Origin of the sequence: Anaeromassilibacillus sp. An172 (genome assembly GCF_002160515.1) — a bacterium.
Classification (GTDB): Bacteria; Bacillota; Clostridia; order Oscillospirales; family Acutalibacteraceae; genus Limousia; species Limousia pullorum.
The window spans coordinates 17,860-43,460 of sequence record NZ_NFKS01000027.1 but is presented as its reverse complement, the minus strand read 5'-3'; the positions used below and the strand labels follow the sequence as shown (position 1 = coordinate 43,460).

The following is a 25,601-nucleotide window of genomic DNA, read 5'->3' as shown; positions in this document are numbered from 1 at the left end:
ATCCATCGACTTGGACTTTTTGTTCAGGTCTTTTTGTCTTGCATATTTTTTCATCCCTTATTCGTTATTTTTTTATTTTTCCTATTGACTTTTTATAGTTGGTCTTTCATCCCCTCATAGGCTGTTATTGCCGCATCTTGGGATATGTTGCATCCCAAGCGGTAGAGAGGAAGCTCCATAAATTTATCTGCAAGCTGTAAGGTCTTTATCATGGCTTCACCGTTTTCAATGGGTCTGTAAATCTGGGAAAGCAATGTGGGATAGGCTTCTTTTTTGCTTATCCTCGAAATGCTGTTTTCCTTTGCCCTTTCAAGGATACACACGCCTTTTAAGGGTACGCAGATGTTGTTTCCCAGTCTATGCTTTCCGTTCCAAGGCGTTCCGTAAATAAATACGCCGTCTTTTTTAAAGCGTGCAAGGGGCTTATCATCGTTGACCATTACTGCTCTTTCCTTAAAATATTCACGCCACATTCTTGTATGTGTTGATTTTCCCGTGCCGCTGGGAGCTGTGAAAAGATATGCTTTTCCGTCAACGGCTATAGCGGAGCCGTGAACCAACAGTATATCGGAAAAAACAAGCCTTGTGACAATTTTACGGTACACCGCCAGTGTTTCAAGATAGCTTAGGCTGTATTCTCCGTCAGCCATGGCTTTTTCCCTTTCAAAGTCCTTTTCATTTGTTTCAACCTCAAAAAGAGGTTCTTCATCTGTCAAATAATCCCTGCACATCTCAAAAATCTGAGAATATACCGGTGTTATTTTTATGACTGTGTCGGCAATTTTAATGGAAAAGCTTTTCATATTTTCTGTTCTCCAATCACAAAAACGTGAATATCCTTATTATATCATAATCAAAGATGCCTTATGAGCAAACTCATGGGACAACTTTACTTATATATAGTATACTAAATATAACAGAAAAACACACCGCTGTAAACGATATAATATCAAATTAAGTAATTTTATATGGGTATACTTTGCTTTCTCGGTATAAATATTAAGCGTGATATTTCGCTAAATCCTATAAAATTACTAATATCAGAATAAAATATATATTAAAGAAAATTCAATAAATTAAAATTCTTTCATATATCAAAAAAAACGAAGATTTCAGAATTTTTTTGTAAAATTATCTAAAAAACACAAGACAAAGTGGGAAAAAAGTGATATAATAGCTTCATGCACTGTACTGCGACGGTTTGATACCGCTTTAAAGGAACAAAGAGAGCTTTTCCTTATATAAACGCAGTAACGAGGAGGTAAATTATTATGATATGGGCAAAAGAAGAAACCCTGTCCAGAGATGAGATTGAAAAAATCCAGCTGGAACGACTTAAAAAAACAGTAAAACGTGTTTACGAAAAAGTTCCCGCTTACCGTGCCAAAATGGAAGAGGCAGGTGTTACACCTGAGGACATCGTAACACTTAAAGATATTCAAAAACTGCCTTTTACCACAAAGCAGGACATGAGAGATAATTATCCTTATGGTCTGTTTACCGTACCTAAAAAGGAACTCAGAAGAATTCATGCATCCAGCGGCACTACAGGAAAGCCCACAGTTGTAGGTTATACAGACCACGACCTTGATATATGGAAGGAATGTGTGGCAAGACTTGCCGTTGCCGGCGGCGCTACTGATGAGGACGTAGCTCAGATTTGCTTCGGCTACGGAATGTTCACCGGCGCTTTGGGTCTACACAACGGTCTTGAGAAGGTGGGCGCAACCATTGTTCCCTCTTCAACCGGAAACACAGAAAAACAGCTTATGTACATGAAGGATTTCGGCACTACCCTTTTGGTTGCAACTCCATCATACGCCATGAGAATTGCCGAGGTTGCTCAGCAGATAGGCATAGATATAAAGAAAGATTTACAGATTAAAACTCTGCTTTTGGGCTCTGAGCTTATGACAGAGGCCATGAGAAAAGAGCTTTACAAGGTTTGGGGCGAGGATGTAAACCTTACCCAGAACTACGGCATGAGCGAGCTTATAGGTCCCGGCGTTTCCGGAGAATGTCTTGAGCTTAACGGTATGCACATAAATGAAGACCACTTCATCGCCGAGGTTATAGATCCAAATACCGGAGAGGTTTTAGCACCGGGTGAAAAGGGTGAGCTTGTTGTTACATGTATCACAAAGGAAGCTCTGCCACTTATCCGTTACCGCACAAGAGATATCACAAGACTTATGTACGAGCCATGTGCCTGCGGAAGAACCACTGCAAGAATGGAAAATCTCTCAGGACGTACAGACGACATGCTGAAGATAAGAGGCGTTAACGTATTCCCAAGCCAGATTGAGGAAGTTTTGATAAATACAGACGGAATAGGACCAAACTACGAAATTGTGGTTGAAAGAAAAGACCACTCCGACATACTCACCGTTAAGGTTGAGGTTGCCGCAGAGGGCATGATGGACTCCTATGCCGCTTTGGAAGAGCTTGAAGATAAGATCAAGAAGAAACTTCACATGATGCTGGGTCTTGACTGTAAAATCCAGCTTGTATCACCGAATACACTGCAAAGATTTGAAGGAAAAGCAAAGAGAGTAACTGATTTACGAAAGGATGGAATATAAAAGTGGCTGAGAAGAAAATTTTACTTGGCAATGAAGCCATAGCAAGAGGCGCTTACGAAGCAGGTGTAAAGGTATCTTCCGCATATCCGGGAACACCAAGCACAGAGGTAAGCGAAAATGTAGTTAAATATGATGAGGTTTACGCAGAATGGGCTCCAAACGAAAAGGTTGCAATGGAAGTTGCTCTGGGCGCATCTATTGCAGGTGTTCGCTCCATGTGCGCAATGAAGCACGTTGGCGTAAACGTAGCGGCTGACCCGCTTTACACAGCCGCATACACAGGCGTTAAGGGCGGACTTGTTCTTGTTGCCGCAGATGACCCTGGAATGTACAGCTCCCAGAACGAGCAGGACAGCCGTATGGTGGCAAGAGCCGCTATGGTTCCTGTTGTAGAGCCTTCCGACAGCGCAGAGGCAAAGGAGTTCATGAAGTACGCATTTGACCTCAGCGAAAAATATGACACACCTATTATTTTGAGAAGCACCACAAGACTTTCCCACTCACAGGGACTTGTTGAGCTTCAGGAGCGTGTAGAGCCTGAGGATATCGCTTACGAGCGTGACGCTGCAAAGTTTGTTATGATGCCGGGCAACGCTATTAAGCGTCATCTGTTTGTTGAGGACAGACTTAAAAGAATGGCTGAGGACGCCAACACAATGCCTATCAACAAGGTTGAATACAACGACCTTTCAGTTGGCTTTATCACAAGCGGTATACCATATCAGTATGTAAAAGAGGCAATGCCAAACGCTTCTGTTTTGAAGCTTGGTCTTGTAAATCCTCTTCCTAAAAAGCTTATTGAGGAGTTCGCTTCTAAGGTTGATAAGCTTTACATATTTGAAGAGCTTGAGCCTGTTATCGAAGAGCAGGTAAAAGCATGGGGAATTTCAAAGGCAGTGGGTAAAGAGATATTCACTGTCCAGGGCGAGTACAACGCAGAAATGATTAGAGAAAAGGTTTTAGGCGAGCCTACAGACGCAGACAAGCCTGCACAGGTTCCTCCGAGACCTCCGATTCTATGTCCGGGATGTCCACACAGAAGTGTGTTCACCGTGCTTAAAAAGCTTAAAATCCACGGCGCAGGCGACATCGGATGTTACACATTGGGCGCAGTTGCTCCTCTTTCCGTTATCGACACAACAATATGCATGGGCGCAAGTATCAGCACACTCCACGGTATGGAAAAGGCAAAGGGCAAGGATTACATCCGCAACTGGGTTGCAGTTATCGGTGACTCCACCTTTATGCACACAGGTATCAACTCCCTTGTAAACATGGTTTACAACCAGTCCACAGGCACAGTTATTATCCTTGACAACTCCACAACAGGAATGACCGGTCATCAGGACCACGCCGCTACAGGAAAGACACTCAAGGGCGAAACTGTTCCTGCAATAAATATTTACAATCTCTGCAAATCTTTGGGTATTGAAAATGTTTACGAGGTTGACGCATTCAATCAGAAAGAGCTTGAAGAGGTTATCAAGAGAGAAACAGCAAGAGAGGCTGTATCAGTTATCATTACAAAAGCTCCATGCGCACTTCTCAAGGGCGTTAAGTTCCCATTCAAGTGCAGACCTGTTTCCGACAAGTGTAAAAAGTGCGGAGCATGTTTAAAACCGGGTTGTCCTGCCCTTACAAAGAACGAGGACGGCACAATCTCCATTGACGAAACAATGTGCAACGGCTGCGGACTTTGCATGCAGCTTTGCAAATTCTCAGCTATAGAGCAGGTAAAGGTTGGTGAATAATATGACAAAGAATATTATGATAGTCGGAGTAGGCGGACAGGGAACACTTCTCACCAGCCGAATTTTAGGCAAGCTTGCAACACGTGCAGGCTATGACGTAAAGCTTTCCGAGGTTCACGGAATGGCACAGAGAGGCGGAAGCGTTGTTACTTTTGTACGCTACGGCGACAATGTTGCAGAACCTATCGTTGAAGAGGGTCAGGCAGATGTTTTGATTGCTTTCGAGCGTTTGGAAGCTCTCCGCTATATTCATTTCCTTAAAAAGGACGGTTCCGTTATTGTAAATGACTGGAGAATAGACCCTATTACAGTTGTTACAGGTGTTGCTCAGTATCCTGAAAATATAATTCGCACACTCAAGGAAAAGAGAAACACCATTGTTGTTGAAGCTACAGAGGAAGCAAAGAAGCTGGGCGCACCTCGTACATTTAACGTAATTGTTTTGGGCGCCGCCGCAAAGTACATGGGCTTTGACAAAGAGGATTGGCTTGATGTTATTGAAACCACAGTTCCTCCTAAGACCATTGAAATAAATAAAAAAGCCTTTGAAATAGGCTACAATCTTTAATAAATATAAAAGCATAAATATTATAAGGAAGGGTTGCTGACCATATGATCTGGAATGAAACAAAAGAATGTATGAGCAGGGACGAAATGACTAACCTGCAAAGCGCCAGACTTAGAAAGCTGGTTGACAGAGTATATCACAGCGTTGAATACTACAGAAAAAAGATGCAGGCTCTGGGACTTGAACCGGGCGATATTAAGGGCATCGAAGACTTGGACAAACTGCCTTTTACCACAAAGGACGACCTGCGTGACACCTATCCTTTCGGATTATTTGCCGTTCCTAATTCACAGATTACCAGAATTCACGCATCCAGCGGCACAACAGGAAAGGCAACTGTTGTAGGATACACAAGACGTGATATCGAAACATGGAGCGAGTGCGTTGCCCGCTGTATCACAATGGCAGGATTAGGTCAAAACGACATTATTCAAATCGCATACGGCTACGGTTTGTTCACAGGCGGTTTGGGTGCTCACTACGGCGCAGAAAAGCTGGGCGCAACTGTTGTACCAATGTCAACAGGAAACACAAAGAAGCTTATCAACATGATGATTGACTTCGGCGTTACAGGCATTATGTGCACACCGTCATATCTGCTTCACATCGCTGAAACAATCAACGAGATGGGTGTTCGTGACAAAATAAAGCTTAAAGCTTCAATAAACGGCGCAGAGCCTTGGACAGAGAAAATGCGTTCTCAGATTGAAAACATGCTGGGAATTCATGCTCACGATATTTACGGCTTGAGCGAAATTATGGGCCCGGGCGTTGCAACAGACTGTCAATTCCATTCAGGACTTCATATTCATGAAGACCACTTCCTTCCTGAAATTGTTGACCAGAAAACCCTCAAGCCTCTCCGTGACGGCATGACCGGCGAGCTTGTTATTTCAACCCTTACAAAAGAGGGTATTCCTCTTATCCGTTACAGAACAAAAGACCTTACAAGCATCACTCACAAGCCTTGTCAGTGCGGAAGAACTACCGCAAGAATCGCAAGATTTACAGGCAGAACCGACGACATGCTTATTATCAGAGGCGTTAACGTATTCCCAAGCCAGATTGAAGCTGCATTGCTTGAAATGGGCGGCACTACACCTCACTATCTGCTCATTGTTGACCGTGTAAACAATCTCGATACACTTGAGGTTAGAGTTGAGGTTGAAGAGAGATTCTTCTCCGACGAAATCAGAGAGCTTGAAAATCTCACAAATAAAATTACAGAGGTTATCAAGCAGGCTATCGGTCTTGCGGTTAAGGTTAAGCTTGTTGAGCCTAAGAGCATCGAAAGAAGCATGGGCAAGAGTCAACACGTAATTGACAACAGAAAGTACAACTGATAAAATATAAACAGAAGTTTTATTTATATTACTATATAAGAAAGGCAGGTAGAACTATGTTTATTAAACAGTTATCCGTATTTATCGAAAACCGTCAGGGCAGACTGGAAGAGGTTACAGAAGCTCTCGTACAGGAAAAAGTAAACATTCTCTCTCTCAGCATGGCTGACACAACAGAATACGGTATGTTGAGAATGATTGTTTCCAATCCGGAAACCGCAAAGGACGCACTGAGAGATAAGGGCTTTTCCGCAATGCTTACAGACGTTATCGCAGTTAAGCTTCAGGACAAGGTTGGCGAGCTTCACAAGATGACACACATTCTTTGCAGCAAAGGTCTTAATATTGAGTATATGTACGCTTTGGCTTCTGCAAACAGAGTTGCCATGATTGTAAAGGCTTCCGACGGAGAGGCTGCCGCAAAAGCAATTACAGCCGGTGGTCTTGAGCTTTACAGCTATGAGGACATGTGCGAATAATTTTATTACATAAAATAATAAGGTAATTCTGGCATTCAGAATTACCTTATATTTTTATAAAAATTTATCTGCAAGGAGGGTGCGCCTATGAATATTATAGAAATTGAAAATCTAACCCATGACTACGGAAACAACAAGGGAATTTTTGATATTTCAATGTCTGTTAAGGAAAGTGAAATCTTCGGCTTTTTAGGGCCAAACGGTGCCGGTAAAACCACAACCATAAGACATCTCATGGGATTTATTAAACCTAATTCGGGAAAATGCTGTATAAATGGCTTTGACTGCTTCCATGAGCGGTGTAAAATACAGGAGTTTGTGGGTTATATTCCGGGAGAAATAAATTTTTTCGACGACATGACAGGCATTGATTATTTAAACTTTATGGAAAAATACCGCAAAATAAAAAACGGAAGCCTTAAAAAATCTCTTCTCGAAATGTTTGATCTTGACCCTAAGGGAAAAATCAAGAAAATGAGCATAGGCATGAAGCAAAAGGTGGGAATTGTTTCCGCTTTTATGCACGACCCTCAGGTGCTTATTCTGGACGAACCCACCAGCGGACTTGACCCTATTATGCAGAAAAGATTTATTGAGCTTATTCAAAGGGAAAAGTCCAAGGGAAAAACTATTTTTATTTCCAGCCATATTTTTGAAGAGGTGGAAAAAACCTGCGACAGGATTTCAATAATCAAAGACGGAAAACTGGCTGCAACCGACTCGACGGAAGAACTGCGCAACAGACATGTCAAGAAATACACAGTTACTCTTGAAAACGAAAAGACAGCCGAAGATTTTGCAAGGGATTTTTCCGGCATACAAAAAGGAAACACCGTTGAGGTTACCGCAAGACAATCCCTTGAGGAAATATTCCTACAGTATTACGGAGGCGGAAAAAATGATAAATAAAACATTATATTTCAGAGAAATAAAGTCCTCCCTAAAGCTTATTGTGATTTTTATCGCAATACTTACACTATACGTAACAATGATAACCGGAATGTATAATCCGGAAATGGAAGAGGTTCTAAAGGAGTTTACAGAGCTTTTTTCCGAAATGATGGCGGCTTTCGGCATGAACGGAAACACTGCTACCCTTTTGGGCTTCATGTCCTCCTATCTTTACGGAATGATTTTGCTGATTTTCCCTATGGTCTATGCTATTATAAGGGCAAACGGACTTATCGCAAAATATGTGGACAGAGGTTCAATGTCAGCACTTATGGCGGCTCCGGTAAAAAGAAAAACTATCGCTTTTACTCAAATGTCCGTGCTGTATTCAGGAGTATTCTTTCTGATTTTATACGTAACGGTTTTACAGCTTATCTGCTGTAAAATAATGTATCCTCAGGAAAACATAGCCTCTGATTTAATTTACTTAAATCTCTCACTGCTGTTTTTACAGCTTTTCATGGCTTCAATTTGCTTTCTCTCCTCCTGTATTTTTAACGATACAAAATACAGTTTGGGCGTAGGCGCAGGAGTAAATGTTTTGATGTATGTTCTCCAGATGATGGCAAACATGGGCGGCAACCTTGAAAAGATAAAATATACCACTTATTTTACCTTGTTTTCACCGGAAAAAATTATTGCCGGCGACAGCTTTGCGGTTTATGCCCCATTCATTCTTCTTGCCGGATGTATTATTCTAAGCGCAGCTTCGGTAATCATCTTTACAAAAAAAGATATGAATATTTAAAAAATGACCTTTTACATCAGTTTTGTTTCTGACGTAAAAGGTCGCTTTATTTTATATCGCAAAATGAAAAAATCAAATGGAGGTTTGAATGTCGGTGGAGGGAATTGCAGTCCTCCATTATAAAATCCCAGGTTTCCCTGTAGTTTCCCGAAACCGCAAAATCCTTTGAGTAAATGAATTTTAAGAACCTTTCCGGTGAGTTTCCGTAAATCTTTACAAACTCGTCGGCATAATACATCTTCTGGTCGCTGGTGAGATTTCCCTGCTGGTTGTGCATAACATGTTCAATATTCCTTGAAAAATAATGGACTGAATAGGGTATTCCTCCCACAGTTGCAGCATAGCTTAACTCTCTTAAGGACATTGATTTCTGACGGTTTCTGCCTATGATACTCACCGGATTATCCGTATAAATATGGTCTTTTCCGTATTCGATATGGTGAGTATCTTTGAAAACCACATTTTCCGAGGACACAAAAGCTCCGTCGGTGTCAACTATATGTATAATCCTCACCACGTCCTTTTTGGTAAAGCGGTATCTCTTCATCTCTTCTGTAATCTGTGAAGACAGCCGCTTCATAACGGCGTCGTATGAGGATTTTTTTACTGTTGTTATATCCCCGTGAACTACATGAAAATGTATATCACCGGGCTTGAATATTTTTTTCAGAACCGGACTTAATGTATCCGCATCCGTAGGGCCTTCAACTATGAAAAGTATGACCTTTTTAGTTTTGTTCTTCACTGCGCACCGCCTTTCCTGCGCTTCTGAAAGCTCTTCCCATCTCTATTGCGTCGGTTTCGTCGTAAATCTCTTCATCCTGTCCGCCAAGTATAATGCTTCTCAGATATATGTCCCTGAGGTTTGAATTTCTCACATTTTTAAGGCGTATATACCTGTTTTCCGGATTTACTGTTGAAAAAATCACGCTGGTTTTATCAAGCATTTCCAAGGCTCTCAGATTGTGTGAGGTAAACAAAAGCTGACCCTTTGCCCCTCTGCGGAAAACAGAGAGAAGCTCTCCCAACAGATATTCATATATTCCTGCGTCCAGCTCATCTGCCACAAGGCACATAAAGGGATTATTGTACACGCACATAAGCAGGTTAAGCAGGGATATTATTTTTATAATACCCTCCGATTCATATTTAAGGGGAATTGTCACATCTCCCCTTTTTGACACAAGCTGAACCTTTACTCCCTCCTTGCCGTTTTCCATAAGCTGTTCCCCGAAGCTGTGGATGTCTATGTTAAGGCCTGGAATTATTGTACATATAACGGTGTTCATTTTTTTAAGTATATTTTCAAAAAATACAAACTTGCTTTTTTCCAAAACAAATGGCTCGTCAACGGGAACAAAATACTTTCTGCTCTCTTCCTTTTTGTCCTCAGCTCCCGACAGCACAGGTATCAGGCAGATATTGTGGTCGTGGGATTCCCTTACATTTGAAATAACAAAAAGGTCATATGCGGCGTAATCTCTTAAAGCTTTGATAACTCCGCTGCACACACCTAAAACATCCTTTGAAAGTTCAAAAACACGGTTCATATCGTCGCCGAAAATAAATGAAACACCCTCACGCTGGGTAATTCTTCTAGCTACCATCATATCCACAGAACTTTCTTCTCTGAGCTTTACAAGGTCTTTATATAATTTATCCGGTGTGACAAAGGATTTTCCCTTTTCGGAGCTGTAGCCTATAATAAGCTTTTTTCTTTTAAAGCTTTTGCCGCTGTACTCGGAAGCGAAAAGCTCTTCGGTGATTATTCCCGTCTGCTCCTTTGAAATTTCTCCCAGCTCCACCTTATATTCCAAAAGGCTTTTTTCTCCGTTAAATTCCACGGTAAACCAAATTCTCAGCTGGCAGGTTTCACTGGTTTGGGCAATATAATTTTTCACGTTTGCCGGAAGGGTCTTGCCCTCAAGAAGATTTTTCAGTATGGAAATGCACTCCACAACCGCAGTCTTTCCCGAACCGTTTTGACCGTAAATCCCCAAAATATCGGCACTGCGGGAAAAATATTCCTTATTGGCAAAAGAGGGCATCTCCACAATACCGTATTCCGTATTTTTAAAGTTTCTAAGCTCGATTTTGCTGAGCCTGCAATTCATATCTCCCTGCAACTGCTTCATCTCCCGTCGTAAATCTTCGCCATACACTTATATAAAAATATAATCAATTTATTAAATTATATACTCAATTTTTTCAGGTGTCAACGGATAAAAATCTCTACACAAAACAAAAGGAACGCCCTAAGACGTCCCTTTCTTCATTTATATTAACTTTTTACTTCTGTTTTCTGTATCCGCACTTAGGGCATACTCCGTTTTCATCAAGAGCGATTCCGCAGAGAGGACAGCGGTCAATCTTATTCTTTGTTGTAAATTCAGCAGAAGCCGCATTTACGCCGCTTGTGAATGTGATTTTTGCAATGTTAAGCTTATCTTTGAGCAAATCATAAACAATCTTAATCATGCCTTCAACTGTCAAGGTTTCCTTTGTTACAACCAGTCTGCACTCAGGATAAGCAGTTGCAAGCTCTGTCTTAAATGCTGCTCCAACCATTGTGTTCTGAGGAGCTCCGTTGCGGATTCCCTGCTTCTCATATACATCAAGTACAGCCGGAAGAAGCGGGTCATCTTCTCTCAAAATCAATGCGTGGTCAAAGTTTTTAAGCACGTCCCATGCTGTTTTCTGAATTTCATTACATGGGAAAACCATGTTAACGCCCGGTTCTACTGTGTCCTCTACCTCTATAGTCAAAACACCTGTGTGTCCGTGAAGATACTGAGCTTCACCCTTAAATCCATAAAATCTGTGTGCATACTGAAGGTCCAATGTTGTAATACTTCTCATAAAATCATCTCCTAATAAATTATTTACGGGTTTATGCGCCCGCATACGCATTTATAAACAGCCATGTATCACTTTTCTTTTTTCTGACAATCCGGACAAATACCTTTAAACATAAGGTCGTGTCCGCTGAACTGAAATCCGTGAGCGTCCTTTATTTGCTTTTCAAGGTCTTTTATGTAGTCCATTTCCACATCAAAAACCTTACCGCATTTCAGACACCTGGCGTGATAGTGGTCGTGGCATCTGTGGTCAAATCTGTCCGCATTGCCGGGAACTTCGATTTTTCTTATCTCTCCCATTTCGGCAAGCTGGTTCAGATTTCTGTATACTGTTCCTTTGCTTATATTCGGGTGTTCATTCACAACTATTTGATATACCTCATCCGCAGTAGCGTGACACTTCAACTTATTTACAGCATCCAAAACCATAGCACGCTGAATAGTGTTTCGCTTAATCATAATAATCATTCCTTATTAATAATCTTTACTATTAAATAATATATCACAATAAATCCCATCTGTCAACTAAAAACAGGAATTATTTCACTTTCTACTTTTTTCACAAAAAACGCTCCGGCACATGTGCCGGAGCGTCTCTTTGGGGTTTTATATTATTTAATATGAGGTGTTTACAGATTTTCTTTCATGAAAGCCTCGAGTTCAGCGATTGCTGTATCCTCGTCAGGGCCGTCAGCGGAGATTGTAACTGTCTCGCCCTGCTTTGCTGCAAGACCCATTACTGCAAAAATTCTTTTTGCGTCTCCTGACTTTCCGCCTTTTTCGATTTTAATAGCGCTTTGATACTTTGCTGCCTGTCTTACAAGCAATCCTGCCGGGCGAGCGTGGATTCCTTCTGCGTCTGTGATTACGTAGCTAAAACTTTTCATTTTGATTGTCTCCTTTTCTTGGTAGAATTACGTTTGTTCAGTTTTTGAACATAAATTATTTTCCTGCCTTTTCTGCTGCGTACTCAGGACGTGGTTTTTTGAGCACTGCAAGCAGCAGCATTGTTACAACGCTTCCTACAAGCCAAGATACAATGTACATAAGCGGATTGCCGACTGTTGCGAATACGAATACACCGCCGTGAGGAGCCATAAGTGTGCAGCCAAAGAGTGTTGAAAGGAAGCCTGCTACTGCGGCACCTGCTGCTGTTGCCGGAATTACGTGAATCGGGTCGGATGCTGCAAATGGGATTGCGCCTTCTGTGATGAATGATGCGCCCATAAGATAGTTGGAAACTGTTGAGTTTCTCTCTGCCTTTGTAAATCTATTTGGGAAGAATGTGGTTGCAAGAGCAATACCTACCGGTGGTACCATACCGCCTACCATGATAGCTGCCATAATCATGTAATAATCGTTTGCAGCAGCTGCGTCTGCTGTTGCAGCCATACCGAGGCACATTGTACCGAATACATAAGCCGCCTTATTGATAGGACCACCCATATCTATAGCCATCATAGCTCCAAGGATAAGTCCAAGTACAACCATCATTCCTGCGCCGGATATTGCAAGAAGCATATTGCTGAGGGCTGTATTTATTATACCAATAATCGGGTTAAAGATAAAGTACATAAGTACGCCAATTGCAAAAATTCCTACAAGAGGATAAATAAGTGTAGGTTTAATACCTTCAAGTGACGGCGGGAACTTTGCGCAAAGCTTTTCAAGTCCCAAAACTATAAAGCCTGCGATAAATCCTGCTGCAAGACCTCCGAGGAAGCCTGAAACTGTGTTACCTGTATTTCCGAAAGCAAACTGAGCGATGAAGCCCTGGAAACCCTCTGCGCCTTCAAAGTTCATAACTGCGTTTCCGTTTGCTGCAATAAGTCCGCCTACAAAACCTGGAGCAAGTCCGGGACGGTCAGCGATTGAATATGCGATATAGCCTGCCAAAACCGGAACCATAAGTCCCATTGCAAGGCCGCCTACTGTCTTAAAGAATGCTGCAAGAGGTGTGATAGAACCGAAGCTTCCGGAAGCTGCGCCGCCGTAGCCGCAGATTGTATCAACAAGGAATGCAAGAGCTGTAAGAATACCGCCGCCTATAACGAAAGGAAGCATGTGGCTAACGCCGCTCATAAGGTGCTTGTAAATCTGGTGACCTACTCCGCCTTTTTCCTCTTCTTCTGCCTTTGCCTTGCTGCTGCCTGCCTCGTGGAAGATTTCACCTTCGCCGTTGTTGGCTCTTGTTACAAGCTCTTCCGCTTTATGAATACCGTCGGCAACCTTTACCTGAATAACCTTTTTGCCTTCAAAACGGGCTGTAGGAACCTTTGTATCGGTTGCAAGGATGATGCATTTTGCTTTTTTAATTTCTTCGGCTGTGAGAACATTTTTTGCTCCGCCTGAGCCGTCTGTTTCAACTTTTATTGCAACATTCAGCTTCTTTCCTGCCTGCTCCAAAGCCTCGGCAGCCATATATGTATGAGCGATACCTGTAGGACATGCGGTAACTGCCAATACTGCGTATCCGTCTGCGCTTTCCTCTTTAACCTCAGCCTTTTTATCGCTTTCGGCGTCGTCGATTATCTGAAGAAATTCCTTAACGGACTTTGCATTCATAAGGTTTGTTCTGAAATCGTCATCCATAAGAAGGATTGAAAGCTGTGCCAAAACGTCAAGATGAACATTGTCTTTTGTGTTTGGCGCCGCAATAAGGAAAAACAACTTTGCCGGTTCTCCGTCCGGTGTGTCATAATCACAGCCGGATGGTACTACCATTGCCGCAAGACCAGGTGCACTTACCGCTGATGTTTTTGCATGAGGAATTGCAACTCCCTCGCCCATGGCGGTTGTGCCTTCCTCTTCTCTTTTGATTACTGCCTGCTTGTAAACTTCTACGTCATTTACTTTGCCGGTTGCATCCATCAATGATACAAGCTTATCTATGGCTTGTTCTTTTGTGGAAACTTTCGCATTCAGGTCAATACCCTTAGGTGAGAGTAAATCTGTAATACGCATAACCATTCTCCTTTTCATTTTTCTATATATTGCAACAGCGTCACGCTGTTAAGATACAAAATCAAAGATTAAATTCATTGTAAATCTTCATTACATCCTCTTTGGTTGCAAGCCAATCCTTGAAAGCTGTGGCAGAACCTGTGCAAAGACCCATTTTCAAAGCCTCCATATAATCCCCTGTGTTGAGGTATCCTGCCATAAATCCGCTTACCATTGAGTCGCCTGCGCCAACGGAATTTACAACCTTGCCCTTAGGCGGCAAGCTCTGATATATATCTCCGTCTTCTGTTAAAAGCAGTGCGCCGTCTCCTGCCATTGAAACAAGTACGTTTCTCGCTCCCATTTCCTGAAGCTTCTTGGCATAGGTAACTATGTCCCCTGTGTTTGTAATCTTTACGCCAAACATTTCTCCCAGCTCGTGGTTGTTGGGCTTTATAAGGAAAGGATTGTACTGTAAAACATTCAAAAGCAAATCCTTTGTAGCGTCTACGGCAATCTTAATATTTTTACCGACCATTCTTGCCATTATCTGCTGATAAATATCCTCAGGCAATGTGTTTGGAATACTTCCTGCAAGCACAAGCACGTCGCCCTCTTCTATTTTGTCAAGCTCGGAGAAAAGCTTATCTATATGTTCCTTTGAGATATTCGGACCCTGTCCGTTTATATCTGTTTCTCTCTTTTCTTTCTCCTCGTTTGGGCATTTAAGCTTTACATTGATTCTTGTAAAACCATTGTCAATAGGTATAAGCATTGTTTCGCAGCCATACTGTCTGAGCATCTGCTCCAAAGCTTCACCGGTAAATCCTGCTTTAAATCCCAAAGCCTTTGTGGAAAAACCTAAGTTCTGCATAACTATGGAAACATTTACGCCTTTGCCGCCCGGGAAAATCTGCTCTCCTGCGGTTCTTACAACCTCTCCTTGATTCCAGTCGTCAACTCTTACTATGTAGTCCAGTGACGGATTAAATGTGACTGTATAAATCATACTGATCAACCTCCACAATTTCAGTTTTTAGTTTGAATTGTTTTTCTTCCAGTGTAGTTGTAATAATTCTTGCGTCCTCCGGCTGGCCAAATGTTACGGCTGTAACAATTCTGAATTTTGAAGAGTCAGCCAAAACGTAACACTGTTTGCATCTTGACATTGCCGCCGTTTTTGTACGTGCCTCGTCCGGGTCGGGAGTTGTAAGTCCGTTTTCAAGACTTATGCCGTTCACTCCGAAAAAGCCTTTTGTAAAATTATAACGCATCAAATAGTCGTTGGCTTCTCCTCCGATAATGGCTTCCGTGCATCCTCTTATTGTTCCCGGAATTACAAAAACCCTGCATCCCATTTGTCCTAACAGCTTTGCATGGCTTATGCCGTTTGTAACATAAATACAATCTTTATCTTTAATATTTGAAACCAAACATCCTGTTGTTGTTCCTGCATCTATATATATAAGCTCTCCCGGTTCAATCAAACTTGCCGCATATCGTCCGATTTTTTCTTTTTCTTCCATATGAAGAAGAGCTTTTTCATCAACCGTATCTTCTCTGGTTGTGTAATTGTTGATAAGGCTTGTAGCTCCGCCGTGAACCTTTTTAATTTTTCCCTTATCGTGAAGATAATTCAAATCACGTCTTATGGTTGACTCACTGCTTCCCAGCAATTTCACCAATTCTGTAACAGTTACTGCCTTTTTATCATTAACTATTCTGCATATTTCTTCGTGCCGTTCCTGTGTCAGCATAAAATCTCGCCTCCTTTGTACTTTGTTCTCCCTTGTTGTTGTATATATTTTAGCACGGTAAAATCTTCAAGTCAAGCAAGTTCGTTCAAAATCAGTTACAATCTTTCACCCGATTTTTTGTGCATATTTAATAAAAATATGTATCATTATCAAACAAAATAGCTATTTATCCATATTTATTTTTAATAAATACGACCTGTACCCCTTTATTTCGAGCGTATATGTCATTTTTTCGCATAAAATAATGATTGTTTTTGATTTTCATGACCGTTTTCAATGTTTCCGCCAATCATAACCGACGCAAATTTGCCTTTTTACTTCTGCAATATCATATACTTTTATTCCAGATAACTATTGCGTGTCAAACTAACAACTTTTTTCTGTATAAAATATAATATTCGCCACTTTAAATATAAATAATTTTATTTTCTAAAAATTCAACTAATAATTAAACACTTTTAATCTCCTCACTTGAAAACGGTCAAAAATTTAATTTATCTTTCATTTTCAGTCACATCACCGTTACAAACAAAAAAGCAAGCGGATTTCTCCGCCTGCTCCGTAAAAAACTTATTAAATTTTAGAGTGGTTCGCTTGAAAACTCAATGGTTAAAACCTGGGCAATATCTACTCCGTCAAGATTTTCCGTACTCGGATAATCCTCCAGATTATATGAAAACTCATTTTTCTCTTCGTCCGCTAAAATCATATATACGGGTACTTCCTTGTCCAGCTCAAACTCCCAAAAATCATCAAGCTTTAAAACTGTGACGTTCTCAATATTTTCAGACAACGTTAAAGGTTTTGTTGTTGAACTAAAGTAATCACCTGATATTTTCAGAGAATAGTCCTTTTTTATTTCAATGGCGATTTCTCCGCTCATATGTGACGGGGCTGTTATGCCTGCTCCGGAATCCCAAACATTTTTCCATCCGCTTCCGTCAAAGGAATAGGCTTCTATATATATAACTTTCGCTTCCTGAGGTACATTGTATACATAAATATCCTCTTTTGTATCAAGTCCCAAAATATCAAACATCTTTGCGCTAAATGACACATAATCATCGGGAACTATTCCAAAGGATTTTAAGGTTCCTCTCTCTACCACCGGTTCTGTTTTTCCGCTTGTTTCAGAGGTAATTTCATTTGTAGTTTCTTCAGTTTCCTTTTTCGTATCTTCATCTGAACAGCCTGCAAAAACAGATATAAACAAGCACAAACAAATCAATAATGATAATAATCTTTTATTCATAGCTTATTTCCTCCTTTTTCCGTTCAAAAAATCAGACTAAAACCTTATAGTTTTTCACTGATTTTACAATACGATTTCTCCGGGAAATTCTATGGTCATAATTTCTATATAGCCGACATTTTCAAGTTTTTCAGTGCTTGGGAAATCAGACATATTATAGTCAATCAGCACACCGTCTTCTTTTCCCATGGCCATATACAGCGGTATCTCCTTATTTGGTTCATATTCCCAGGTTTCCTGAAGTGACTGGCGGCTTCCGGAATTTATTTTATCCTTTAACATGAAAGGCGGGTCTGAGGTTGACAGAAAACGGTTACCTGTAACTCTTATGGTATAGTCATCATTGACGGAAACCGCTATTCTTCCGCTTTTATCCTCCTCATCTGTCAGCCCGAAACCTGAATCGTGTGTTTTTTCCCATTCGCTTCCGTTATAGGAATAAACCTTTATATTGATGGCCTTTGCTTCATCGGGAACATTATAGGAAAATAATATTGCTCCACGATGCAAAACCCTCATAAGTTCGCTTTCTTCCTGTGTAGGTTCATAAGGAGTCAAACCGTAGGACTGAAGCTGGTTATTTTCATTTTCAACGGGTTCTGTCACGTCAGAAGATGTTTTTGTTTCAGGTTCATCGGTTTCATTATCCCTATTCTCATTGGTACAGCCTGCAAAAACAGATATAAACAAGCATATGCAAAACACTAATGAAAGTATCTTTTTATTCATAGCTGACACCTCTTTTCTCTGATATCAGAGCGTTTCGTCCATAAACTCAAAGGTCACAGCTCGAACCAAATCTATTCCCTCAAAGTTTGCTGGATCGGAAAATTCGCTGAGTTCAATGGGTACACCGGCTGTATCGCTGTCGTTTATATATATGGCAACCGGTATTTCCTTGTTTAATTCTATATTTTGAAAATCATTGATAACCACTTTTTGACTTTGAACGTACTCGTTATCATCATCAATCATTTCACTTTTTGTAGATGCGGAAATTGTGGACAACTCCAAAACATAATTGTCCTTTTCCATAATTGAAATTGTTCCCTGCTTATTGTCATCTGCAATCACAAAAGCAAGATTTCCTGTTTCGTCCCATTGACCGTCATTGAGGTTGTATACTCTTACCATGAGCATTTTTGAATTCTCTGTGGCGTTGTAGGAAACAAGCAATGCATCCTTTTTGATATTCATAACATTTAGAATATACTCCTCGCCATCGGAAAGGTCATATGGGGCAATGCCCTCTTTTTCAAGGTATTTAGCACCCTGAGCCGCTGTGTCATTGTCCGTTGTTTTCTCCGTATTTGAGCATCCGGCAAAAGCCAGCACACAAACACAGAGCATAACCGCAATTATCTTTTTCATTGTCCATACCTCCTTTACTTAGCTTTTCTTTCCCTAAATTTTATAAAGGGAACCTTTTTCCCTGCCTGTACAGCTCCAAAATCTGCTCAAGCTGGGCAATTTTTTCTTTTATTATAACTCCCGTGTCGGTGTCGCCTACCATTACCCTCTTTTTCTCTGTTTCAAATATTTCTGACTGGGACTCAATATCCTCGTTGTCATTTAAAACCTTTTCTATACTGCTGAACGGCTGGTGCGACATCAGTCTAAGACCGTGGGAATTAAATATCAATGTATATCCCGCAATTCCGGTGGTTTTCTGATAAGCCTTGCAGAAACCTCCGTCAATTACAATAAGCCTGCCGTTGGCTTTTATAGGGCTTTCGCCCTTTGAAACCTTTATAGGCGTATGTCCGTTGATTATGTGGCAGTTTTCTCCGAAAAGTCCGAACTCCCTCAAAATCATTTTGCAGACCGCCTCTTCCTTATAAAACTCGTAATAAGGGTTGCGTGGTTCTTCCCATGCTGTTTTGTCGTTTAAAAACATTCTCTGGAAAGTTTTTATTCTTCTTCCCGAAAGGGGGGATTTCTCTCCGCACCACAGATACCACATGAAATCCACTGCATTTTCATCATCTTTCTGTAAAAACGCTCTTCTTGCGGCTCTGTCTGCGTAATCCATATAGGATTTTCCCCAGTATCTTCCGCCTTCCAGCTCTATGCTGTCAAAGTTTCCGTCGCTATCAATTGGTATACAGCCGTGGTAAAGAAGATTTCCGTTACAGCAGCGGTACATGCTTCCCTTTTTGTACAAAAATTCAATATGACGGTTCAGTCTTTCGCTTTCGGTAAATGACTGCTTCAAATCCTCTATTATTTCCTTTTCCTCTTCTGTAAGCTCGTAAGGATTTTCAAAATCAAGCGTTGGGAAAAACGTGTCGTTAAGCTCGTAAATTTTTCCGTCAATCTCTATTGTTCCGGAATTTAAGTTCATCTTATGAAGCAAAAGCTGTTCATCCATACAGTATTCCGGATGATTCATAATTATATTTCCCTCAAGCTTAAAGAGGATAACGGAAATCGCTTTCCTTGCGGCACTGTTTACATCTCCCGGGTAAGTATGCTCCGCAAAAAGATACAAGGGTCGCAAACTTATTCCGTAGCCGCTTTCAAGCACCTGGGTGTTTCCATAGGAAAGACTGTTTCTCACTACAGTGGCGATACAGGCTTTGTTGCCTGACGCCGCTCCCATCCACAGTATGTCATGGTTTCCCCATTCTATATCCACATTGTGGTACTTGAAAAGCATATCAAGAATACTGTCAGGTCTTGGGCCTCTGTCGAAAACATCTCCTACTATGTGCAAAAGGTCAACAGCCAGCCTTTTTATAAGGTCTGACAAAGCGCATATAAATGAATCGCCGCTTCCCACACGGATAAGTGTGTCTATTATCTTCTGATGATACAAAAGCTGGTTGTTGTCCTCATCAGGCTGGGCATGCAAAAGCTCGTCTATTATATAGCTGTATGCCTGAGGCATTGCCTTTCTCACCTTAGAGCGAGTGTACTTTGATGACAAAAGCTTTGCCAAGTCTGTAAGCTCCTGCAATGTTGTCTGATACCAGCCGTCGGAAATTTTTCCGCTTTCATGAAGCTGTGAAAGCTTCTGTTCCGGATAGTAGATAAGTGTGCAAAGCTCGTTTCTCTCAAAGGAACTCAGGGTATTTTCAAAAAGCATATTTACCTTTTCTCTGATAACCCCCGAACAGTTGTTGAGTATCTGAGTAAATGCTTCGTACTCTCCGTGGAGGTCGCTCATAAAATGCTCTGTGCCCTTGGGCAGGTTCATTATAGCCTGTAAATTTATTATTTCTGTCCACACATTCTGCATGGACGGGTATTTCTCCGCCAAAAGATTTAGATAATATCTTTTTTCCGGTGACCATTCCTTTTCCATATTTATCACCTTCCTTATAAGTATTATAAATATTTCCCGGAATAGCTGTCAAGAGTTCTGCCAAAAGATTAAGAAATTTTTAATAATTATTTATAAAACGAGCTTTTTCACATAAGCAATATATAAGGATTTTTATTTTTGTCCAGTCTTTCAAGATAGCTCAGCACACTGCTTTCCGGCACAGCCACACATCCGGCAGTTGGCGCAGTTCCGCAGTGGAAAAATATTGCAGAGCCTTTTCCCGGAACAATAGGGTCCATATTGAAGTTTACAACAAATCCATACTTATAGCTTTGGTAATAGCTTATCATATGCTCGGCACTGTTCCAGTCCTTATTTTCCGTTCCCTCTACCTTTTGGTTGTAATACACAGATTGTGGGTCATCAACCCAGTAGGTGTTTTCCGTTACCTGAAAGCTGTTAAGTCCTGTTTCAGGCTCTTCTCCTATATAAAAAGCCTCTCCAACTGAAAAAAGTCCATAAGGAGTTTTTCCATCTCCCTCCTGGGATTTCTCGTCAACTCCGTTTACACCTACCCATCCGGAAACAGTAAGTCCTGTGTCCTGCCACAGACCGCTGTCCTGTTTTTCATAAAATGACACAACCGCTTCGTTTCCCGAGGACTCCACCACCACAAGCTGGCGGCAATCCACCATGTTGATATCAATTCCGCACTTGCTCATAAGTCTTATAAACTCCTCAGGCTGAGAAACCTGCTGTACTTCCGTGCTTTCCGCTGTTTCCGATGATGTTTCCTCTGAAGATATCTCCTCTGTTTCCGGCTCAGTTGTTTCCTCTTCGGTTGTGGATGTTTCGGTTGTAAGCTCCTCTGTTGTAACTTTAGCTTCGCTTGTGTCAGCGGTTGGCGCAGATGTGAAATCATCGTCAGATTTTGGAGAAAATACAACTATAAGTGTTATCAAAACCACTATAAAACAAGCCGCAACCACGGAAATTAACTTTATTTTTTCTTTCTTACTCATTTCTGCTCCTCATTTTTGAATAATCGATTATTTTTACTTAATTTTATCACATAAAAATATAAATTACAATTAAAAAAGCGGACAGCATTCCTTTCTCCTTACTATCCGCTAATAAAATTTATATAATGTATTATAGATTTATCATTCAATATAATTATAATAGTTTAAAACTATTTTTATCAAAATCAATTATCCCCTCGGATTTAAGCTTACTCAGCTCCAAGGACATGGCGCTTCTCTCTACTGAAAGGTAGTCTGCAAGCTGCTGTCTGTTAAAGGGTATTTCAAATTGGGATTTTCCGGATTTTTGAGCTTGGGACGACAAATAGGACATTAGCTTTTCCCTTGTCTTTCTCTGTCCCATATGGGTGAGCTTTTCATTTAAACGCAGATTTTTTTCTGCCAAATCTGAAAGGAGATTTCTTATCATTCTGCTGTGATGAGGGCAGGCGGTGGGACAGGTGGTAAGTATTCTTCCGACGCTGAGCCAAAGCACCTCACTTTCCTTTTCAGCAAAAACGCTGACATTTAAAACCGAACCCGGCGAGCAGGCAAAAGCCTCGCCGAAAATATGCCCAGGCAAAATCTCCGAAAGGATATTTCTATTACCCCAGAAATCCTCCTGAACTATCATTCCTTTTCCCGATAACAGCAAACCCACAGCTTCCAGCTTATCGCCTATCTGCAAAATACAGCTTCCTTTTTCGTAGCTTTCTTTTTTACCCTGCAAACAGTTGAGCATTGCTTTTATTTCCTCTGATGATATATCGGCAAAGATTGGACATCTCTTAATAGCTTCAAAATATTTTTCCATTTTAAAAAATCTCCTTTGTTGGAATTACAACAGACTTTATTTTCTGATTGTACTATAATTCAGTCATAAACTCAACAGAAAATCGAAAACTAAACAGGAGGCAGATTACTATGATTAGAAGAATAATAAATATAGATGAAGAAAAATGCAACGGATGCGGAGCCTGCGCCAAGGCTTGTCACGAAGGTGCTATCGGCATGGTAAACGGAAAGGCAAAGCTTTTGCGTGACGATTACTGCGACGGTTTGGGCGACTGTCTGCCCACCTGTCCCACAGGAGCAATAACCTTTGTAGAACGTGAAGCCGCCGCATATGATGAACAGGCTGTAAAAGCCAATATGGAAAAGAAAGCACAAAAGGCAAAAATTCCCTGCGGCTGTCCCGGCAGTCAGGCAAAAGCTTTTAACAGAGAAAATATTTCCGAAACAGAAAGCTTTTCTGCAAAAACTGTACCTGTCAGCAGACTTCAGCAGTGGCCTGTACAGATAAAGCTTGCGCCAATAAACGCACCTTATTTCAGCGGAGCAAAGCTTCTTATTGCCGCAGACTGCACCGCTTATGCATATGCAAACTTCCACGAGGAATTTATAAAAGGAAAAATCACATTGATAGGATGTCCGAAGCTGGACGCAGTTGACTATTCTGAAAAGCTCACACAGATTATTGCAAACAACGACATAAGAAGCGTCACAGTTGTGAGAATGGAGGTTCCCTGCTGCGGAGGAATTGAGCATGCCGCAGTCACCGCTTTAAAGAACAGCGGAAAGTTTATTCCATGGCAGGTTGTCACAATCTCCACAGACGGAAGAATACTGGACATATAACAGGAGGAAATTATGAGCTATATTAAAAATATCAATCACGAAGAGGTTTTGAGTCTTGCAAAGGAAATATCTGCCCAGCCAGGACAGATTGTCAGCAAAACTCTTGCACAAAACAATTTTGTAAGCCTTACACTCTTCGCATTTTCAAAGGGTGAAGAGATAAGCACCCACGAGTCAAAAGGCGACGCAATGGTAACTGTTTTGGAGGGACAGGGAAAATTCACCGTTGACGGCAAGGAATACTTTGTTTCATCAGGCGAAACGCTGGTTATGCCGGCACAAAAACCACATGCGGTTTTTGCACAAGAAGCTTTTAAAATGCTTTTAACTGTAATATTTCCCGTAGAAAAGTAAAAAATATCAACATATCAACTAGAAAAAGGAGAAAATCATGACTAATAAAATGTTTTGCTTTCAGTGTGAACAAACAGCCGGATGTACAGGCTGCAAAGGCTCTGCAGGTGTCTGCGGAAAATCAGCTCCTGTTGCAAATCTTCAGGACGATTTAACAGCCGCTCTTATAGGTCTTGCCAAAGCCTGCATGAACAACGGAAAAACAGAAAATTCCGACAGGCTTATTTTAGAGGGACTTTTCACAACAGTAACAAATGTAAGCTTTAACGAAAAAACACTTAATGACCTTATCAATCAGGTTCACAATGAGAAAAAATTTGCCGCTCCGGGCTGTGCCGGATGCGCTTCCCGCTGTGAAAGTACAGAGGATTATCCTCTTTCAAATATATGGAATGCAGACGAGGACATCCGTTCTCTTAAATCACTTATCCTCTTCGGAATAAGAGGTATGGCGGCATACGCTTATCACGCCTATGTTTTAGGCTTTACCAGCGAAAAGGTAAACAACTTCTTCTACAAGGCTCTGTTCAGTCTTTCACAGGACTACGGCATGGAGGAGCTTCTCCCAATAGTTATGGAAACCGGTGAAGTAAACCTTGAGTGCATGGAGCTTTTGGACAAAGCAAATACAGAAAGCTTCGGAACTCCTGTTCCCACACTTGTTCCCCTCACCGTTGAAAAGGGTCCATTTATTGTAATTTCAGGTCACGACCTTTACGACCTTAAAAAGCTTTTGGAGCAAACCGAAGGCAAAGGCATAAACATCTACACCCACGGCGAGATGCTCCCTGCCCACGCTTACCCTCTCCTCAAAAAGTACAGCCACTTAAAGGGAAACTTCGGCACAGCATGGCAGAACCAGCAAAAGGAGTTTGACAACATTCCGGCTCCTGTGCTTTTCACAACCAACTGCCTCATGCCTGTTAAGGACAGCTACAAGGACAGAGTTTTCACAACAGAGGTTGTTTCATATCCTGAGCTTGTACACATCGGCGAGGACAAGGACTTTACACCTGTAATTGAAAAAGCCCTTGAGCTTGGAGGCTATCCGGAGGACAGAAAGTTTACCGGAATAAACGGCGGCAGCACAGTTATGACCGGTTTCGGCCACGGAACAGTTTTAAGCGTTGCTGATAAGGTTATCGAGGCAGTAAAAGCAGGAAAAATAAAGCACTTCTTCCTTGTAGGAGGCTGTGACGGAGCAAAGACAGGACGCAATTACTACACAGATTTTGTAAAGAACACACCTGCGGACACAGTAGTTCTCACCTTGGCCTGCGGTAAATACAGATTTAACGACCTTGACCTCGGCACAATAGAGGGGCTTCCACGCATTATGGATATGGGACAGTGCAACGACGCCTACAGCGCAATCAAGGTAGCAATTGCCCTTGCAGAAGCCTTTAACTGTGGTGTAAACGAACTTCCTCTCTCACTTGTTCTTTCATGGTACGAGCAGAAGGCTGTATGTATTCTTCTCACACTGCTTTATCTTGGAATTAAAAACATCCGCTTAGGCCCGACACTCCCGGCCTTTGTTTCACCAAATGTTCTGAACTTCCTTGTAGAAAACTACAACATCGCCCCTATAACCACACCTGAGGAAGATTTAAAAGCTATTTTAAATAAGTAATATAAAAAGCCGGTTCTCTCTGCATTACACAGATTGAACCGGCTTGATTTATCTTTTGTTAAAACAGGGATGCTGGGAAAAGATTTCCGCCTTTTTTAGCGTCACTCCGTTTGGGTCTATAGTTCCGCTTATCTGAATCCACTGTCCGGGAAGCTCTGCAAGAACTGCAGGAATTGTATAGAAGAAACGATGGCTTTTGCGTTCCTTTCCTTTTGACACACGGAGCTTCCAGCTCTGAAACACGCAGTGTCTGCGAATATCGTTTGACTTCATAATAAAACGGCACACACCGTAACCGATTACATCATTCTGGTAATCGCAGGGAACATGGGATACGGCGTAAAAATTGTTAGAGAGTGTGATTTCACAGGATACAGCATTATAATTCATTTTCATAAACATTTACCTCCGATAAGTATTTTCATTTTGCATTTTCTTTTGGTTATAGGGTACC

General features: G+C 41.4%; 26 protein-coding genes. 10 read left to right on the top strand and 16 right to left on the bottom strand.

Going from position 1 to position 25,601, the window contains the following annotated elements; genetic code table 11:
• Nucleotides 1–92 precede the first annotated feature (92 nt).
• Nucleotides 93–803 carry a hypothetical protein gene (locus B5F08_RS11250; protein WP_087379429.1) on the bottom strand — a complete coding sequence of 237 codons (711 nt, stop codon included), beginning with the start codon at nt 801–803 and terminating at the stop codon, nt 93–95.
• A 468-nt stretch (nt 804–1,271) separates the two neighbouring features.
• On the opposite strand from B5F08_RS11250, the gene B5F08_RS11245 reads away from it, so the two are divergent.
• From B5F08_RS11245 to B5F08_RS11215, 7 genes are all read left to right on the top strand, one after another.
• The gene (locus tag B5F08_RS11245; RefSeq protein WP_087379426.1) at nt 1,272–2,582 is read left to right on the top strand and encodes a phenylacetate--CoA ligase family protein; all 1,311 of its coding nucleotides are present in this window, start codon (nt 1,272–1,274) and stop codon (nt 2,580–2,582) included.
• A gap of 2 nt (nt 2,583–2,584) precedes the next feature.
• Entirely contained in the window at nt 2,585–4,333 is a 1,749-nt protein-coding gene (iorA, locus tag B5F08_RS11240) for an indolepyruvate ferredoxin oxidoreductase subunit alpha (RefSeq protein WP_087379423.1), read from the top strand.
• Nucleotide 4,334: 1 nt separating this feature from the next.
• A complete protein-coding gene (locus B5F08_RS11235) occupies nt 4,335–4,901 on the top strand; it encodes an indolepyruvate oxidoreductase subunit beta (RefSeq protein ID WP_087379420.1) in 567 nt (188 codons plus the stop codon).
• Nucleotides 4,902–4,945: 44 nt separating this feature from the next.
• On the top strand, nt 4,946–6,244 hold the full coding sequence (locus tag B5F08_RS11230; RefSeq protein WP_087379417.1) for a phenylacetate--CoA ligase family protein: 1,299 nt from the start codon (nt 4,946–4,948) through the stop codon (nt 6,242–6,244).
• A 56-nt stretch (nt 6,245–6,300) separates the two neighbouring features.
• Entirely contained in the window at nt 6,301–6,723 is a 423-nt protein-coding gene (locus B5F08_RS11225) for an amino acid-binding protein (protein WP_087379414.1), read from the top strand.
• 87 nt (nt 6,724–6,810) lie between these two features.
• A complete protein-coding gene (locus B5F08_RS11220) occupies nt 6,811–7,632 on the top strand; it encodes an ABC transporter ATP-binding protein (protein WP_087379411.1) in 822 nt (273 codons plus the stop codon).
• A complete protein-coding gene (locus B5F08_RS11215; protein ID WP_087379407.1) occupies nt 7,622–8,422 on the top strand; it encodes an ABC transporter permease subunit in 801 nt (266 codons plus the stop codon). The genes B5F08_RS11220 and B5F08_RS11215 overlap by 11 nt, the downstream gene beginning before the upstream one ends.
• 46 nt (nt 8,423–8,468) lie before the next feature.
• Here the strand turns inward: B5F08_RS11215 and B5F08_RS11210 are convergent, their stop codons facing one another.
• From B5F08_RS11210 to B5F08_RS11145, 14 genes are all read right to left on the bottom strand, one after another.
• Nucleotides 8,469–9,167 (bottom strand): hypothetical protein, encoded by a 699-nt coding sequence (locus tag B5F08_RS11210; RefSeq protein WP_087379404.1) that lies wholly within the window; start codon nt 9,165–9,167, stop codon nt 8,469–8,471.
• Nucleotides 9,151–10,557: an AAA family ATPase gene (locus B5F08_RS11205; protein WP_087379401.1), complete on the bottom strand. Its 1,407-nt coding sequence runs from the start codon at nt 10,555–10,557 to the stop codon at nt 9,151–9,153. The genes B5F08_RS11210 and B5F08_RS11205 overlap by 17 nt, the downstream gene beginning before the upstream one ends.
• A 154-nt stretch (nt 10,558–10,711) precedes the next feature.
• Nucleotides 10,712–11,281: a 6-pyruvoyl trahydropterin synthase family protein gene (locus tag B5F08_RS11200; RefSeq protein ID WP_087379398.1), complete on the bottom strand. Its 570-nt coding sequence runs from the start codon at nt 11,279–11,281 to the stop codon at nt 10,712–10,714.
• A gap of 68 nt (nt 11,282–11,349) precedes the next feature.
• Nucleotides 11,350–11,739 (bottom strand): Fur family transcriptional regulator, encoded by a 390-nt coding sequence (locus B5F08_RS11195; RefSeq protein WP_087379395.1) that lies wholly within the window; start codon nt 11,737–11,739, stop codon nt 11,350–11,352.
• 170 nt (nt 11,740–11,909) lie between these two features.
• Nucleotides 11,910–12,167, bottom strand: a complete 258-nt coding sequence (locus B5F08_RS11190) for an HPr family phosphocarrier protein (protein WP_087379392.1) — start codon at nt 12,165–12,167, stop codon at nt 11,910–11,912.
• A 55-nt stretch (nt 12,168–12,222) separates the two neighbouring features.
• Nucleotides 12,223–14,244 carry a PTS fructose transporter subunit IIABC gene (locus B5F08_RS11185; RefSeq protein ID WP_087379389.1) on the bottom strand — a complete coding sequence of 674 codons (2,022 nt, stop codon included), beginning with the start codon at nt 14,242–14,244 and terminating at the stop codon, nt 12,223–12,225.
• A gap of 61 nt (nt 14,245–14,305) precedes the next feature.
• Nucleotides 14,306–15,232 carry a 1-phosphofructokinase gene (pfkB, locus tag B5F08_RS11180; RefSeq protein WP_087379387.1) on the bottom strand — a complete coding sequence of 309 codons (927 nt, stop codon included), beginning with the start codon at nt 15,230–15,232 and terminating at the stop codon, nt 14,306–14,308.
• Nucleotides 15,210–15,980 carry a DeoR/GlpR family DNA-binding transcription regulator gene (locus tag B5F08_RS11175; protein ID WP_087379384.1) on the bottom strand — a complete coding sequence of 257 codons (771 nt, stop codon included), beginning with the start codon at nt 15,978–15,980 and terminating at the stop codon, nt 15,210–15,212. Before B5F08_RS11175 ends, pfkB begins: the two co-directional genes overlap by 23 nt.
• 580 nt (nt 15,981–16,560) lie before the next feature.
• Nucleotides 16,561–17,232 (bottom strand): hypothetical protein, encoded by a 672-nt coding sequence (locus B5F08_RS11170; RefSeq protein ID WP_087379381.1) that lies wholly within the window; start codon nt 17,230–17,232, stop codon nt 16,561–16,563.
• A 63-nt stretch (nt 17,233–17,295) separates the two neighbouring features.
• Nucleotides 17,296–17,961, bottom strand: a complete 666-nt coding sequence (locus tag B5F08_RS11165; protein WP_087379378.1) for a hypothetical protein — start codon at nt 17,959–17,961, stop codon at nt 17,296–17,298.
• A gap of 24 nt (nt 17,962–17,985) precedes the next feature.
• The gene (locus B5F08_RS11160) at nt 17,986–18,603 is read right to left on the bottom strand and encodes a hypothetical protein (RefSeq protein WP_087379375.1); all 618 of its coding nucleotides are present in this window, start codon (nt 18,601–18,603) and stop codon (nt 17,986–17,988) included.
• A gap of 40 nt (nt 18,604–18,643) precedes the next feature.
• Entirely contained in the window at nt 18,644–20,539 is a 1,896-nt protein-coding gene (locus B5F08_RS11155; RefSeq protein WP_087379372.1) for a fructose-1,6-bisphosphatase, read from the bottom strand.
• 107 nt (nt 20,540–20,646) lie between these two features.
• Complete coding sequence (locus B5F08_RS13565; protein WP_242968441.1) at nt 20,647–21,522, bottom strand: L,D-transpeptidase family protein; 876 nt, start codon at nt 21,520–21,522, stop codon at nt 20,647–20,649.
• A 154-nt stretch (nt 21,523–21,676) separates the two neighbouring features.
• Nucleotides 21,677–22,336 carry a Crp/Fnr family transcriptional regulator gene (locus B5F08_RS11145; protein WP_087379369.1) on the bottom strand — a complete coding sequence of 220 codons (660 nt, stop codon included), beginning with the start codon at nt 22,334–22,336 and terminating at the stop codon, nt 21,677–21,679.
• A 110-nt stretch (nt 22,337–22,446) separates the two neighbouring features.
• On the opposite strand from B5F08_RS11145, the gene B5F08_RS11140 reads away from it, so the two are divergent.
• Genes B5F08_RS11140 through hcp form a run of 3 tightly spaced genes read left to right on the top strand, consistent with a single transcriptional unit; the run spans nt 22,447 to nt 25,147 of the window.
• Nucleotides 22,447–23,160 (top strand): 4Fe-4S binding protein, encoded by a 714-nt coding sequence (locus B5F08_RS11140; protein ID WP_087379366.1) that lies wholly within the window; start codon nt 22,447–22,449, stop codon nt 23,158–23,160.
• A 12-nt stretch (nt 23,161–23,172) separates the two neighbouring features.
• Nucleotides 23,173–23,514, top strand: a complete 342-nt coding sequence (locus tag B5F08_RS11135) for a cupin domain-containing protein (protein ID WP_204245198.1) — start codon at nt 23,173–23,175, stop codon at nt 23,512–23,514.
• Nucleotides 23,515–23,551: 37 nt separating this feature from the next.
• Nucleotides 23,552–25,147, top strand: a complete 1,596-nt coding sequence (gene hcp / locus B5F08_RS11130; protein WP_204245197.1) for a hydroxylamine reductase — start codon at nt 23,552–23,554, stop codon at nt 25,145–25,147.
• Between the two features lie 48 nt (nt 25,148–25,195).
• On the opposite strand, the gene B5F08_RS11125 is transcribed toward hcp, so the two are convergent.
• The gene (locus tag B5F08_RS11125; RefSeq protein ID WP_087379360.1) at nt 25,196–25,543 is read right to left on the bottom strand and encodes a hypothetical protein; all 348 of its coding nucleotides are present in this window, start codon (nt 25,541–25,543) and stop codon (nt 25,196–25,198) included.
• Between the last annotated feature and the right edge of the window lie 58 nt (nt 25,544–25,601).